The organism is Martelella endophytica, from assembly GCF_000960975.1.
Classification (GTDB): domain Bacteria; phylum Pseudomonadota; class Alphaproteobacteria; order Rhizobiales; family Rhizobiaceae; genus Martelella; species Martelella endophytica.
Genome location: NZ_CP010803.1, coordinates 3,763,321 through 3,776,751, shown reverse-complemented (window position 1 = coordinate 3,776,751; position 13,431 = coordinate 3,763,321). Strand labels below are relative to the sequence as shown.

Here is a 13,431-nt window from a genome sequence, read left to right as displayed (position 1 = left end):
ATGAACTATCCCGAAATCGCCAGCCGCATGTTCAACACGCCGCTGATGCTGCAGCCGGCCAAGGCCGACACGATCGCCCGGGCGTTTGCCCCGCGTGTCCTCGGCCTGCCGGAAGCGGATGCCGGGCAGATGGGACTGATCGGCGAGAAGTTGCGCGATGACACCGACATGTGGGGTGAGAAGACCTATCGCGGTGTCGATCGGCCGATGGAAGGCATCGGCCTGATCGAGATCGAGGGCTCGCTGGTCAATAAGGGCCGGTGGATCGGCAAATCCTGCGGCATGACCTCCTATGAGGGGATCGGTATCCAGGCCGATGACTGCCGCGCGGACGACAGCATCAAGGCCGTCGTCATCGAGGTCGACAGCTTTGGCGGCGAGGTGACCGGCGCCTTCGACTGTGCGGAGAAAATCTTCGAACTGTCGCAGGTTAAGCCGACGATCGCGGTGCTGACAGACCATGCCTGCTCGGCAGGCTATCTGCTGGCATCTGCCGCCCGGCAGATCGTGCTGCCTTCGACCGGGCTTTGCGGCTCGATCGGTGTGGTCTCGGTTCATGTCGATGTCAGCGGCTGGCTGAAGAAGGAAGGGTTGAACGTCACCATCCTGAAGGCCGGCGAACACAAGGCCGATCTCAATCCCTATGAGGCCATCCCTCAGGATGTGCTGGCGCGCGAGCTTGCCGAACTGGAAGAGCTGCGCGTCGAATTTGCCGAGACGGTTGCCCGGTTCCGCGCCGGGCGGCTTTCGAAGGACCAGGCGCTGGCCTCGGAGGCGGGTGTCTATCGCGGTGCAAAGGCGGTCTCGGCAGGGCTTGCCGATGCTGTTGCCCGCCCCTCACAGGTGCTTGCCGCCTTCGGGGCTGAACTGGGCCGTGCGGCCTGAAACGACCAACCAAAAGGATATCGATATGTCGAATGTCACGCGCGGCCTGTCCGCGAGCGTGCTCGCCGCCATGCGCGGCGGCAGGGCCGGAAACCGGATGGAAGACGATCCGGAGAACGAAACCTCGCCGGATGAGCTCGAAGAGGAAAACCGGGACCCGGATGCCGAAGGCGAAGAGACCGATCCAGACGCGGAAGGCGAGGGCGCACCCGGCGATGATCCGGAAGGCGATGATGAAAAGCCGGTTTCGGCCAAGGCATCGGCCCGTGCCGATGAACGCTCCCGGATCCAGGCGATCCTGACCCACCCGAAGGCTTCGGCCAATGCCGAGCTCGCCAACCATCTGGCGTTCAACACCGCTTATTCGGCGAAGGAAGCGAGCGCCATCCTGAATGCCTCGACGCCGTCGGCGTCAAGCGGCGGCAATCGCCTTGCCGGTCGCATGGCGGGCAAGACCCCGAAGCTCGGCGCCGGCGGTGCACCGTCTGCCACCTCGGAACGCAAATCGCTGCTGGCTGCTGTCGGCGGCGCCATCAACGCGCGGCATGGCCGCCGCAACACCGGAGACTGATCCTATGGAAACGGCAAGCTTTGCCCCCAATGACCTGATCGTCGGCGACGTCCAGGTCATCACTCGCACCGTCACCATTGCCAGCGGTCAGATCCTGAGCCGTGGCGCGGTGCTGGGCGAGATTACCGCAAGCAGCAGACACACGCTGTCGCTCGCTGCCGCCGACGATGGTTCCGAAGAACCCAGCTGCATTCTGGCTTTCGACGTGGATGCCACCGGCGGCGATGTCGATGCACAGGCCTATTTCGGTGCGGCCGTCGATGCTTCGAAGCTCACCATCGGCGCCGGCCATGATGCAGCCAGTGTCGAGCGGGCCTTCCGCCGCAAGGGCGCTGCTCTGTACGTGCGCGCCCTCGACTGAGCCTTTCCGTCAATCCTGAAACGTACAGGAATTCAATGCTATGAGTGAACTTCTTCTCAATACGGCGGAACTGGTTACGGTTCTGCCGCCGCGCGACCGGCCTGAAGCCTTTCTCCGCAATCGTTACTTTGGTACCACGGTTCTCTCCGAACAGGAGGAAATCGTCTTTGACCGGATCCTGCCCGATCGCGAGCTTGCCCCCTTCGTTCATCCGGACGTTCCGGGCAAGGATGCGGCCAATCGCGGCTTCCAGGCCACCAGCCTGAAGCCCGCCTATCTGAAGCCGCAGAATACGCTGCGGCCTTCCGGTAACCTGATCCGCATGCCTGGCGAGAACATCGGCGGTGCGGTCTCGCCCGAACAGCGCTACGCATATAACATCGCCCAGATCATCGATGATCAGGACATGAGGATCACGCGCCGCGAGGAGCACATGTGTTCCGAGGTTCTGCGCACCGGGCAGGTGGTGGTCGAGGGCGAGAACTACCCGACCCAGACCGTCAACTATCAGCGCGCCGCGGAGCTGACCATCGCGCTGTCGGGTGCTGCCCGCTGGGGTGAGAGCGGTGTCGATCCCTATGACGATATCGAGGACTGGATTGCACTGCTGGCGAACACCGATGGCTTTACCGCCCGCGAGGTGACGCTGGGGCCGGGGGCTGCGACGTTCCTGAAGCGCTCCGAGCGTTTCCAGAAGATGCTCGACAACCGCCGTCAGGCATCCGGCGCGATGGAGTTCGGCCCGGTGTCGACAGGCGCCGAAGGCAAGTACTCGGCCGTTCTCGGCCAGATCGGCGAGATCACCTTCATCCAGTATTCGCAGGGCTACACGGTCGGCGGGGTAAAGAGCAACTTCTGGCCCACCTATGGTGTCGGCGTTCTCGATCCGCAGGGCTTCATGGGGCACTTCGGCTATGGCGCCATCCTGGACGATCAGGCGCTCGTGCCGATGGAGCGGTTCCCCGATATGTGGCGGGAGAAGAACCCCTCGCGCACCATCATCCAGACGCAGGCCGCACCGCTGCCGATCGCGCCGGAACCGAACGCCAGCCTGTTTGCGCTCGTTCGCTGAACCGTGCCGGGCGGGTAACAAACCCGCCCACATCTAACGACAGAAATGGAAGCGATAACAATGGCAAATACACGGAAGTTCAACACGACGGTGAAGATCGGAGCGAAGTCCTATGCCGCTGGGGAGGACGTGCCGGTCTCGAAAAACGGTCTCAGCGAAGCCGATGCTGACAACCTCGAACAGGTGTTCGGGAAATGGCGCAAGCCGAAAGACGATACGGTCGACAAGCGTGTATCGGCTCTGACCGAAGAGCGCGATGCACTCGCTGACAAGGTCGAGGCGCTGACCAAAGAGCGCGACGCACTGGCCGCAGCCACCGACGACGGCAAGCATGTTGCTGATCTGAAGGCGGGCATTACCGAACTGAACGACAAGCTGAAGGACCTCACCGAGGATCGCGACCAGCTCGCCGAGGACAATGCCACGCTTGCCGACGAACTGAAGAAGCTTCAGGCGGCAGCCCAAAACGAAGGCGATGACGAAGATGATGACGAGGAGGACAAGGCATGAGGATCGAACGGCCGGCGATCTTCGCCGCAATGGGCGATGCATTCGCCGGCACGTTCGGTAATGTCGATTGCCGCTTCACCATCGATGGCGTTGCGCTGTCCGATCCGGTGCGCGGGATCCTCCGGCAGAAGCGCGAACTCGAGCTTGCCGATGAATTCGGCCGACAGGATGTCGAGGCCGTCACCCATGTGCTTTCGGTTCCGGCGACGGGGCTGGAGGAGCTCGAGAGCGAACGCGATACCGTCAATATTGATGGCACGTTCTATGGCATCAGGAACCTCTCAGATGATGGGCGGGCGATGCTGAAGCTCTGGCTGAAAGGCGATATCTGATGGCGCACCTTCGAACGCAAATCTTTGACGCGATCCTCGCGCGGCTCTCCGCCATTCCGGAGTTCTCCGGCGAGGGCAAGGTGAAGCGAGCCCGCACCAGCGCCATTCGGGAGAGCTTGCTTCCGGCCCTGACCGTGACATGGGCGGAGCATCAGGAGACGGCGGAGGTTCGGCCCTGCGCCGGGCCGAACGGCGAGGTTGGCTATGACCGGCATCTACCGATCGATGTGATCGCGCATTTCCAGGCAGAGGAGCCGGATATCGAGTTTGACCGGATTGCTGTTCTGATCGAGGCAGGCCTCGGGCAGGCGATCAAGCTCGACGGGCTGGTGATCGAACTGACGCTGTCGGAAAGTCGGAGCTTTATCGATCGCGCGACCGGGATAGCGCTCGGGGTCGGGGCGATGACCTTTGTGGCGGATTACAAGACCATGGCGGGGGCCCCGGGCGCTGAGGCGCCCTGAAGCGCGTTTCTCAGTTCAGGGCACAGTCCTGAAAACTCGCGCGTGATCGTCAAATCGAGGCAGTCTCTGGAAGCTTTTCGAGGTGAACACCATAGGACGACCAGACTGCCGACGATGCGCAGGGACTACGGCTTGCTATATCTGCTGCGTTCCCTGAGAACGGCCTGGTAGTTTGAGAGAAGAATTATTGCTCCGCCCAGGAATACCCAAAGGTCGATGGCTTCTCCGTAGGCGTAGTACCCAACGATTGCCGCCAGCGGCACGCGAAGAAAGTCGATCGGTATCACAACGGATGCTTCGAGCCTTTTGAGCGCTTGCGCTTGGCAGAAATGAGCGCTGAGCGCACCGACGCCGGCAAGAAGCATCCATGGCGCATCTGCTACACTGACTGGGTGCCAGTCTGTCAGAGCGGCAATGAAACCCAGCGGCAGCTGGATAAGAATCATCCATACGACAATCACACCGGGAGAGCACTCGCGCGTCAGCTCTTTCACGCAGATCAAAGCCAAAGCGTAGAATGCTGCTGCCAGCAATACGAGACCGGCCGCCGGATCGATCATTCCAAGGCCGGGCCGAGCAATCACCAGTACGCCGATGAAACCGCCCATCGTGGCCAGCATACGCGGTCGTGTCAGCTTTTCCTTGAGGAACAGCCAGGCAAAGAAAGCGACCCAGATGGGCATTGTGAATTCCAGGGCAAAGACCGATGCCAGCGGCAGGAGCACAACGCCGATTGTCCAGAAATATTGTCCTGTAAAATGGATGACATTCCGCAAGATATGTAACCGGACCATTTTTGCCTGTCTTAGCTCGGGCAGGAATTGTTTTGCCAAGATGATGATGATGCCCAGGCCGACGAGAGCTCGGAAGAACAGGACTTGCCTGATGGACAGTGACGTCGCGAGTTCACGGGATCCGACAGACATTCCGATAAAGGCGGCCATGCTCAGTGCGACCCATATCAGGCCTTGTGTGAATTCCGCACGGCTGCGCGGCTGATCGAGATTAAGTTTGGCAGACATTGGATCTCTGTCCTCGCTCGAAAGAGCGTCAATTGGTGGGGGCTTTGCGAGAAGGCAGTTCGCAGTTGAAGCAGGGGCCATTGGTCGTTTATCGACCGCCAGATCATCGATGTTCTTCCCGAGACCGGGTGGCTTAGCGGACCGTTGCGTCCTGCGATTGGCTGACTGCTTTCACTGTCAAGCGGCACAACCGGCCGTCTCGTGTGGACCAGTCAATTGAGTGCCCGATCTTGAGCCCAATCAGCGCCGAGCCGATCGGAGTGAGAACAGAGATCCTGCCTTCAGCGATATCTGCTTTTGCGGGGTAAACAAGGGTCACTTCCCTGTCTTCACCGAGGTCGGTCGTGAAATGAACAGACGATCCCATGCGCACCACATCGGAGGTGATGCGTTCGTCTTCTACAATGCGAGCGCGTTCGAGTTCGCTGAGAAGGAAATCGGCCAGATCGGCATTCTTCTCCGCAAATTGTTCTGCAAGCAGCGAGAGGCGCTTGTGATCAGTCTTCGTTAGAGCAATTGCCGGCTTACGTAACTTTTTCTGAGTGGTTGGCACGCAATATCTCCTTGCTGAGATCTTCAGCAAAATGAACGTCGCGGCAGCGATCGTTGTCTCTGTAGCTGGGGATTTTGTGTCGCTTGAACGGCGCTTGCATGAACGCCTGGTGGCAAACTTGCCTATGCCCCTCGACCGGGGCGCGACGCGACCAGGCCGGGGGCTATTTGCCTACGATGAGGCAAACTCGTTGAGAGCGGAGATGGGCGCGCGTGTTGTTCATGTGCACAGGTGTGTCTCTGATCTGATCGTAAGTCAAGCTGACTCGATTGGAGAGCGGTGCGTCGAAGTGTCTGACATTGCGTTCGTGCTGCTGCCGCGTGTCTCCATCCACTCAGAGACACAATGATAGCAACGGTTCGTCAGAACCCGACGGAAAAGGAATATTCCCATGAACCCCACCTCAAAACCGGGCGGTCTCGACCAGCCCTTTCGCTTCGGCGCGCCTGTCGTTCCGGATGACGACACCGATCTGCCGCAGAATTCGACGCTTTACATCGGGACCGAGGGAGACATCTGCGGCATCACGATGGGCGGCACGGAAGTGACGCTCCGCAATCATCCCGTCGGTTATGTCCTGGGCGTCTTCGCCCGCGTCAAAGCCACCGGCACGACAGCCGAAGATATCGTTGCGCTCTGGTGAGCGCGCTTTCCCTGAAAGGATTTTGCCATGGCACTGGGCCGCGAACTGATCATCAAGCGCAAGAGCGACGCGACAGAGAACTTCGACATTGTCTGTGTGGTCGAACAGCGCTCGCTCAACATCAACAATGAGGAGGTCGACACCACGAAGCCGAATGCGGATAATCCGGGCGGGGTTCTGCGCTATTCCTCCATCGGCGGCGTGCAGTCTGTCCGCTGGTCCGGTTCCGGCGCCTATGTCAGCTCGGCGACACAGGCGCTGGTGCTTCAGGATATCCTCGCCCAGACACTCGCCGAATATCAGGTAACCGTGCCCTCAGTGGGGGTTTTCGAAGGGCCCATGCGGCTCCTGTCGGCAAACTTCCAGGGTGACAAGACCGGAGAGCTGACCTGCGATCTTTCCGGCGTCTTTGACGGCGACGTGGCTTTCGAAGCGGCGGCTTGATGACGGCGTTTGCAAATGAGCTCCGCGGTGAGGCTGCGGTGACGATCGGGAAGGAAGACTTCGCCGTTGCCGTCACCTTCGCCGGGCTGATGCGTCTGTCACAGGCGATCGGCGCCCGGACTATGGACGAGGTCTATCAGCGGCTTCTTGGCTTCGAGCCCTTCGCAGTCTCCTGCGCAGTCCGCTGCCTTGCTGTTGCCGACGACGACGAGGGCAGGGCGGAGATTGCCGCCCGGGTGCTGTCGGGCACGAACATCTCGGCTGCCGACCAGGCGGACTGGCGCACTGGCATCGAACAGGCGCTGACCGCCCATATTGAGGCTGGCAATCGCGTGCGGAAAACCGCGTCGCCTCTTGAAGACGTGGAGGCGGCCGTCACCGGAAAAAAGCCCCCGTCAGCGTCCTGATCGCCGACCACGTCCGGACGCTGTTCGAGCTCGCCGTCGCTTCCGAGCGGCTGCACTGGTCGCCGGCCACCTTCTGGGCCGCAACGCCCTCCGAACTCTCCATGGCTATCGCTGGTGTAACGGGCAGGTCTTCGCAGGCCTCGCCTGTCAGCCGCACGCGCATTCGCGAGATCGTCGCCGGCCATGGCTCTCAAAAGTCCATCCGCAGGAAAGCTGAACCGCAATGAGCAGACCGGATATTCCCGTCACGATCGGGGCCGACGATCGCGAGTTCAAAGGCGCGATGACCCGGATCCGGATGCAGGCGCGCACGGCGGCAAACGATACGGCGAGTTCGTTCCTGTCGATCAAATCGAAGATCGGCGGGGCGGATTCGCTGGTCGGGATGCTGGCCGGCGGGCCGGGTGGTCTTGCTGCCTCGCTCGGCCTCGGGTCGTTCGTGGCTGCAACACAACAGGCCGTCGATGCCGTGACGGATCTCGGCAAGGCGGCGAAGACGGCTGGCGTCGATTTTGAAGCGTTTCAGGAGCTGCGTTACGCCGCCGTGAAGAGCAAGATCGGCGTCGACGCTTTGACCGACGGCCTCAAAGAAATGCAGCTCCGGGCCGATGAATTTGTCAAAACCGGTGGAGGTTCTGCAGCCGAATCCTTCCAGCGTCTCGGTCTTTCTGCCCGTCAGCTCACGCGCATGCTGGATGATCCGGCATCGATGTTCGAAACCCTGATCGGCAAGATCCGTCAGCTCGACCGGGCAGCACAGATCCGCGTTCTCGACGAGATCTTCGGCGGCACGGCTGCCGAGGACTTTTCAGCGCTGATGGATGAGGCTGGCCAGAGTATCGCCGATGCCCGGCAGGAAGCCCGGGATATGGGCGCCGTGATGGATGAAGAGCTTCTGCAGAAGGCAGAGGACGTCAATGCCGAATGGGAGGCGATGGCGCTTGTCATCGGTACCCGTGTCAAATCCAGCCTTGTGGAAGTGGCCGGCCTCGTCTCGGGGCTCGTCAGCAATCTCGGCGCGTTCATGACGATGCTTGACCAGGCGCTGCAGAAGGCAGGCAATGCGGGCATATGGACAAAGCTTGGCGGTGCACTGGGCGTCGACATGAGCCAGAAGATGGTCTGGGTCGACGGGCAGGGCTGGGTACCCTCGGATGACGCCGGCAATGACGTGACCGAATTTCCGCCGGTCGATGTCACCGTCTCACGCAATCAGGCGGATGACTACGCCGACTACAATGCCGGTCGGGAGATCCTCGAGCAGAAGCTTGCCGCAAACCGCGAGGTGACGGCCGAGCTGCAGCGCCAGAATGGCCTGACTTCGGATCAGATCGCGCTCGAAAAGGAAATGGCGGCTGTCCGCAAGCAGTATGAGGATGCTGGCGGTGCGCCGACGGAAGAAATGGTGCGTCAGCAGGCGCAGGCCCGTCTTGATGCACGCGGGCGCCGTCGCGATGCGGGCAAAGCAGGCGGCGGCGGCTCCGCGGCGTCGGTGAACCGCGAGCGTGAAGCTGTCGAAAAGCTTATTCAAGCGCTGCGCGACGAGTTGCAGATGACCGAAATGGGGGCCGAAGAGAAGAAGGTATTCGAAAACCTTCGTCGTGCCGGTGCAGCCGCGACCGACAGCGAGAAAGCCTCCATCCGCGAACTGACGCTCGCAATCGAAGACCAGAAGGACAAGCAGCAGCAGGCGGCCGATACGGCGGGTTTCTTTCGTGATACCGCGCGTGACAGCTTCATGTCGCTGATCCCGGCAATCGAAACAGGCAACGACGCGCTCGACACGCTGATCAACAAGCTGATCGAAGCGGCTGCACAGGCGGCGCTGTTCGGTGACGGCCCGCTTGGAGGCCTGTTTGGCGGCGGCCTGCTGAGCGGTCTTGTCCCGGCGCATGCGACCGGCACGAGCTTCACCCAGGGTGGTATGGCGCTGGTCGGCGAGCGTGGCCCGGAGATTTTGAACCTGCCGCGCGGCGGTGAGATTATTCCCAATCACCGGCTTGGGGCGGTCAGTTCATCCACGTCTTCGGGTTCGGTAATCAGCTCGGTCAGCATTGGCGATATCAACGTCGCGGTTCCCGAAGGCACGGATCCGAAGGATGCCGTCGCGATGGGCAAGGAGTTCCGCAAACAGATCGACGCATTCGTCGACAAGCGGCTTCAGGAAAACGCCCGGGCGCGGGGCATGCTTGCAGGAGGGCCGTTCTGATGGCCGAAAAGTTCGAACCGCCGGCATGCCCGGCGATCACCAGCACGAAATCGGTCGAGCTGCGCACGCTGGAGAGCCGGTTTGGCGATGGCTATACCCAGCGCAGCTGTGACGGGCTTAACACGACGGGTGTGACCTTCAATGCGATCTGGCCCGGTCTGACACTGGACGAGGCAGACCGGATCGAGAGCTTCTTCCTGTCGCTGCGCGGCTTCCATGCCTTCGAATGGAAGCTGCCGCGCGACAAGGAGGCGCGACTTTACCGCTGCAAGACCTGGACCAGAACCGGGGCAGGTGGCGGGCATGACACGATCAACGCGACCATTGAAAGGGTCTTCGATCTATGACGGAGCTGAAAGTCTATGACGCCACGGGCGTCCAGCGCCCGATTGCCGCCGAGACAAATCCGGATGGCTCGATCAGCCCTCGCCATGGCTTCTCCGATGAAGCGGCGGCGCTGGTGGAAGCCGTCCGCGAAGCGGTGGAGATCGTCACGCCGGCGCGTCGGCATCAGGCGGTGACGCCATCCGATGACGCGGTGCTGGAGGATGTCGTGTCGGTCTTTGTCGGCTTCGGCGGTGCGGTTGCGATCGAGGCAGGCGGTGGTGTGGCCGTCTATCACTGCCAGAGCGGCACGCTTTTGCCTGTCGCGGCCCACAAGGTGCTGGCGACGGGCACGACGGCCTCCGAGATCGTGGCGCTGGTCAAATGACGGGATCGCATTATGGCACGATGCTGGTTATCGAGCAGGCGGGAAACGGCCTGTCGCAGACAGCGCAGGGGCTGGTGAGCGATGATGTCATCCACCTCTACGAGCTCGACGCATCGGCGATCGGCGGCGGCATCTATCGCTTTACGTCATCGGCCTTTGAGGAAGCGCCGGTGAGTTTCGGCGGCAACGTCTATGCGCCGACACCGATCGAGACCGATGGCTGGGAGATGTCGTCGCAGGGCACCATGCCGCGCCCGACGCTGAAGGTCGCGAATGTCTCGGGCGTGTTGTCGGCCGTGGTCAACGAGTTTGGCGATCTGGTCGGGGCGACCTTCCGACGCATCCGCACCTTCCGGCGGTTTCTGGACGGGATGGAGGATGCCGATCCGGATGCGCATTTCCCGATCGATGTCTATCGTATCGAGCAGAAGACCAACCAGAACCGTGTCTATATCGAGTGGACGCTTGCCGCCGCCATCGATCAGCAGGGGCGCAAACTGCCCGGTCGTCAGGTCATCCAGAGCGCCTGCACGCATACCTATCGCCGCTTCGATCCGGAGACCGGTGCCTTCGACTATTCGAGGGCCACATGCCCCTATGCGGGGTCGGCCTGTTTTGATGCGAAGGGCGATGCGGTTTCGGCGTCGGAGGATCGCTGCAGCAAGCTTTTGCAATCGGGCTGCGTCAGGCGCTTCGGCCATGGCGATCTGCCGACCCGGGCCTTTCCCGGCATCGGCCGAGCAAACACCTGAAGGATAAGCAATCATGTTTGGTAATGATGTCGCCCGGGAGGCCCGGGCGCATGCGCTTGCGGCATGGCCGGAAGAGGCTTGCGGCGTGGTGTCTGGCGGTCGCTATATCCGCGTCGAAAACATCGCAGCCGATCCGGACAACGGCTTCGAGATGCCGGCCGAAACCTGGCTGAAGTTCAAGCCGGAGGCGGTTATCCATAGCCACAATGCCAAAGTGCATCCGCACTGGCCGTCAAAAGCCGATATGGAAAGTCAGATCGCCGCGCGTGTTCCCTTCGGGATCGTGAGCTGCGACGGCGAGGTAACGACGCCTATTCTCTGGTGGGGCGATCACTGCCTGGATGTGCCGCTGACCGGGCGGTCGTTCGTGCCGGGCGTGTTTGATTGCTACGGACTTGTGCGCAGTTGGTACTGGCAGGAACGCGGCATTCGCCTCCCTGACTTTGCTCGCTCAAAGAGCTGGTGGGAAGAGGGCGAAAACCTGCTTGCCGATCTTTTTGAGGAGGCGGGCTTCCGGGCAGTCGATGCATCGGAAGCTCAGCCCGGCGATGTGTTCTTCATGCGGCTCGTATCGAAAGTGCCGTGCCATTCCGGCATTCTGCTCGCGGATGGCCTTTGCCTGCATCACCTCGACGGGCGGCTGTCACGGCGCGAGCCCATCGGGCCGTGGTTGAGACGCGTTACCCATTGCGTTCGCTACATCGGCTAGGTTCTCGAACTCGCTTATAGCTGCAAGCTGATCAGCGACCTCTGAATAGCCCATATGAAGATCGTATGCGGCCTGGGCATGCATCCAAAATTCCGGGCTGGTCCGAAAGTATTTAGCAAGCTTAAGCGCAAGCTCAACCGTGACAGGGCCTGTTTCGTTTACGAGGTTATCGACTTTCTCGTGAGAAACCCTAAGGGTTTTGGCGATCTGTCTTGCGCTAATATCGAGAGGAACCAGGTATTCTTCGCGAAGAATCTCGCCCGGATGAACGGCAGGCAAAGTCATATCCATTGTTCTACTCCCCAAACAATCTGGCAAGTTCCCAAAGCTAGGTTAGTCAGTCCTTTCGTATGTCGGAAAATTTAAGCCCAAATTTGGCGGTGTCAAGCTTCTGCCCTCTGACGGGCGCTCCCCTGGCATTCACGCCGAATGTCTGTGTTCGAGCAGATAGCGCACGGCGAGCCCGACATGGCGCGGGATGGGACGGTCTTTGGCATAATAGGCAACCTGCCGCCGGGAGAGTTCGAGCGCGCGCGCCATGCCGTCGAGCGTCTGGTCCAGCTGCTCCATGGCGCTGCGGAAATCGTCATTGGTAAACTCTGCCGGCGGCAGCGCCTCCAGCCACATGGCGGAGAAGTCGAGCTCGTCGTTCCATTCGATGGCGTTACAATATTCATTGATTCGGAAGGACCGAAACAGTGCATCGTCCTCGCGCAGCGGCTTGTAGAAACGCCGGCTTTCCAGAGCCGGGGCGAGATCGACTGTCTTTTCCCGGCCGTCGTCAAACCGGACAAACAGTTTGCGGCCCTCGCGCGGCTCGACGGCTGCAAGGCGCGGGAGCCTGCGGCCGACCGAAACCACGTCGTCGTCACGGATTGAGGCGGTTCCACTCATTGATGAGTTGCTCCTTGTTGTCGCGTGCCCATTCAAGTGCGGCTTTCAGGCTCTTCCTGTCCATGCTGCCGACCATGAGCTCAAGACTGTCCAGCAGGACGGCCGCTTCATGGTCCGGCGTGACCACATGGAAGTGGGGCGGGTTGTGATCATCGGCATAAATCTGAATAGCGATGTTTCCGATTTTGACGATGGTCGGCATTCCAGTCCCCGCATTCCTCGTCAATATAGTGCACAGCTTGCACTATTTCAATGATGACTATTTCTTATTTCCAGGTGCCGGAATGCTACGCAAAATCCACCTCCACGGCGATCTCGCGCAGCGGTTCGCCCCCGTCTACCAAATCGACGTCGCGAGCGCCGGGGAGGCCGGGCAGGCGCTTGCCGCTATCGTGCCGGGTTTCCGGCAATATGTGGCGGATAGGAACTTCCGCGTTCTGTGCGGGGATCCCGACACCGGCATGGCGCTCGGGCCGGATGATCTCGACTTTCAGCTCGGGTATTCGGATCTGCATATCGTTCCGGTCATCGCCGGCGCGGGCAATCGCGGCCTGGGCAAGATCATCGCCGGCGTCTTCCTGATCGGCGCGGCCTTTATGTTCCCGGGCGCCATTACCGGCATCGGCATCGGCGGCTCGACGATCGGCGGTGCGATGAAGGGGCTTGGCGTGGCGCTCGCCATGGGCGGGCTCGGGCAGATGCTGTCGCCGGCGCCGAAGATCAATTCCAATAGCGGCGAAGACCAGTCCTCCTATCTCTTCAGCGGTGGCGCCAACGTCACGACCGAAGGCGGTCCCGTGCCGCTGGTCTATGGGCGCGGGTTCCGCGTCAAACCGGTGCTGATCGCCGCCGGACTTTCCACCGAAGACGTGGCCATCTGAGTTTCGGAGA

At 61.1% G+C, this 13,431-nt stretch carries 22 protein-coding genes; 17 read left to right on the top strand and 5 right to left on the bottom strand.

The annotated features are described in order from the left end of the window. The 7 genes from TM49_RS17380 to TM49_RS17350 are packed head-to-tail and all read left to right on the top strand — an operon-like array spanning nt 1 to nt 4,195. Nucleotides 1-885: a S49 family peptidase gene (locus TM49_RS17380; protein ID WP_045683129.1), complete on the top strand. Its 885-nt coding sequence runs from the start codon at nt 1-3 to the stop codon at nt 883-885. A 25-nt stretch (nt 886-910) separates the two neighbouring features. Continuing rightward, complete coding sequence (locus TM49_RS17375; protein ID WP_045685408.1) at nt 911-1,456, top strand: hypothetical protein; 546 nt, start codon at nt 911-913, stop codon at nt 1,454-1,456. Nucleotides 1,457-1,460: 4 nt separating this feature from the next. After that, nucleotides 1,461-1,817, top strand: a complete 357-nt coding sequence (locus tag TM49_RS17370; protein WP_045683126.1) for a head decoration protein — start codon at nt 1,461-1,463, stop codon at nt 1,815-1,817. Between the two features lie 40 nt (nt 1,818-1,857). After that, entirely contained in the window at nt 1,858-2,889 is a 1,032-nt protein-coding gene (locus TM49_RS17365) for a major capsid protein (RefSeq protein ID WP_045683125.1), read from the top strand. 60 nt (nt 2,890-2,949) lie between these two features. Further along, nucleotides 2,950-3,399, top strand: a complete 450-nt coding sequence (locus TM49_RS17360; protein WP_045683123.1) for a hypothetical protein — start codon at nt 2,950-2,952, stop codon at nt 3,397-3,399. Then, a complete protein-coding gene (locus tag TM49_RS17355; RefSeq protein ID WP_045683121.1) occupies nt 3,396-3,731 on the top strand; it encodes a head-tail joining protein in 336 nt (111 codons plus the stop codon). Before TM49_RS17360 ends, TM49_RS17355 begins: the two co-directional genes overlap by 4 nt. After that, nucleotides 3,731-4,195 carry a hypothetical protein gene (locus tag TM49_RS17350; RefSeq protein WP_045683118.1) on the top strand — a complete coding sequence of 155 codons (465 nt, stop codon included), beginning with the start codon at nt 3,731-3,733 and terminating at the stop codon, nt 4,193-4,195. Before TM49_RS17355 ends, TM49_RS17350 begins: the two co-directional genes overlap by 1 nt. 125 nt (nt 4,196-4,320) lie before the next feature. Here TM49_RS17350 and TM49_RS17345 read toward each other — a convergent pair whose 3' ends face one another. Next, a complete protein-coding gene (locus tag TM49_RS17345) occupies nt 4,321-5,217 on the bottom strand; it encodes a DMT family transporter (protein WP_045683117.1) in 897 nt (298 codons plus the stop codon). 133 nt (nt 5,218-5,350) lie between these two features. Further along, complete coding sequence (gene rnk, locus TM49_RS23140; protein ID WP_082074793.1) at nt 5,351-5,770, bottom strand: nucleoside diphosphate kinase regulator; 420 nt, start codon at nt 5,768-5,770, stop codon at nt 5,351-5,353. A gap of 391 nt (nt 5,771-6,161) precedes the next feature. Here rnk and TM49_RS17335 point away from each other — a divergent pair, with 391 nt between their 5' ends. Genes TM49_RS17335 through TM49_RS17295 form a run of 9 tightly spaced genes read left to right on the top strand, consistent with a single transcriptional unit; the run spans nt 6,162 to nt 11,646 of the window. Further along, nucleotides 6,162-6,413 (top strand): spike base protein, RCAP_Rcc01079 family, encoded by a 252-nt coding sequence (locus TM49_RS17335; RefSeq protein WP_045683112.1) that lies wholly within the window; start codon nt 6,162-6,164, stop codon nt 6,411-6,413. Nucleotides 6,414-6,440: 27 nt separating this feature from the next. After that, nucleotides 6,441-6,857 (top strand): phage tail tube protein, encoded by a 417-nt coding sequence (locus TM49_RS17330; protein WP_045683110.1) that lies wholly within the window; start codon nt 6,441-6,443, stop codon nt 6,855-6,857. Next, entirely contained in the window at nt 6,857-7,264 is a 408-nt protein-coding gene (locus TM49_RS17325; RefSeq protein WP_045683109.1) for a hypothetical protein, read from the top strand. Before TM49_RS17330 ends, TM49_RS17325 begins: the two co-directional genes overlap by 1 nt. Further along, nucleotides 7,261-7,491 carry a phage tail assembly chaperone gene (locus TM49_RS24075; protein ID WP_082074791.1) on the top strand — a complete coding sequence of 77 codons (231 nt, stop codon included), beginning with the start codon at nt 7,261-7,263 and terminating at the stop codon, nt 7,489-7,491. The genes TM49_RS17325 and TM49_RS24075 overlap by 4 nt, the downstream gene beginning before the upstream one ends. Next, nucleotides 7,488-9,473 carry a phage tail tape measure protein gene (locus TM49_RS22720; RefSeq protein ID WP_052699910.1) on the top strand — a complete coding sequence of 662 codons (1,986 nt, stop codon included), beginning with the start codon at nt 7,488-7,490 and terminating at the stop codon, nt 9,471-9,473. Before TM49_RS24075 ends, TM49_RS22720 begins: the two co-directional genes overlap by 4 nt. Continuing rightward, the gene (locus TM49_RS17310) at nt 9,473-9,820 is read left to right on the top strand and encodes a phage tail protein (RefSeq protein WP_045683103.1); all 348 of its coding nucleotides are present in this window, start codon (nt 9,473-9,475) and stop codon (nt 9,818-9,820) included. Before TM49_RS22720 ends, TM49_RS17310 begins: the two co-directional genes overlap by 1 nt. Then, nucleotides 9,817-10,185, top strand: coding sequence for a spike base protein, RCAP_Rcc01079 family (locus tag TM49_RS17305; RefSeq protein WP_052699909.1), 369 nt, complete (start codon nt 9,817-9,819; stop codon nt 10,183-10,185). Before TM49_RS17310 ends, TM49_RS17305 begins: the two co-directional genes overlap by 4 nt. Next, entirely contained in the window at nt 10,182-10,937 is a 756-nt protein-coding gene (locus TM49_RS17300; RefSeq protein WP_052699908.1) for a phage minor tail protein L, read from the top strand. Before TM49_RS17305 ends, TM49_RS17300 begins: the two co-directional genes overlap by 4 nt. A 13-nt stretch (nt 10,938-10,950) precedes the next feature. Then, nucleotides 10,951-11,646, top strand: a complete 696-nt coding sequence (locus TM49_RS17295) for an NlpC/P60 family protein (RefSeq protein ID WP_045683101.1) — start codon at nt 10,951-10,953, stop codon at nt 11,644-11,646. Here the strand turns inward: TM49_RS17295 and TM49_RS23130 are convergent. The 3 genes from TM49_RS23130 to TM49_RS17285 all read right to left on the bottom strand — a co-directional run bounded on the left by TM49_RS23130 (nt 11,581) and on the right by TM49_RS17285 (nt 12,742). Then, a complete protein-coding gene (locus TM49_RS23130; protein ID WP_244464873.1) occupies nt 11,581-11,931 on the bottom strand; it encodes a HigA family addiction module antitoxin in 351 nt (116 codons plus the stop codon). The genes TM49_RS17295 and TM49_RS23130 overlap by 66 nt on opposite strands. 135 nt (nt 11,932-12,066) lie before the next feature. Beyond that, nucleotides 12,067-12,540: a DUF2442 domain-containing protein gene (locus TM49_RS17290; RefSeq protein WP_045683099.1), complete on the bottom strand. Its 474-nt coding sequence runs from the start codon at nt 12,538-12,540 to the stop codon at nt 12,067-12,069. Beyond that, entirely contained in the window at nt 12,515-12,742 is a 228-nt protein-coding gene (locus TM49_RS17285; protein WP_045683097.1) for a DUF4160 domain-containing protein, read from the bottom strand. Before TM49_RS17285 ends, TM49_RS17290 begins: the two co-directional genes overlap by 26 nt. An 82-nt stretch (nt 12,743-12,824) precedes the next feature. Between TM49_RS17285 and TM49_RS17280 the strand changes: the two genes are divergently transcribed. Further along, a complete protein-coding gene (locus TM49_RS17280) occupies nt 12,825-13,421 on the top strand; it encodes a tail assembly protein (RefSeq protein ID WP_045683095.1) in 597 nt (198 codons plus the stop codon). The last annotated feature ends 10 nt before the right edge of the window (nt 13,422-13,431 follow it).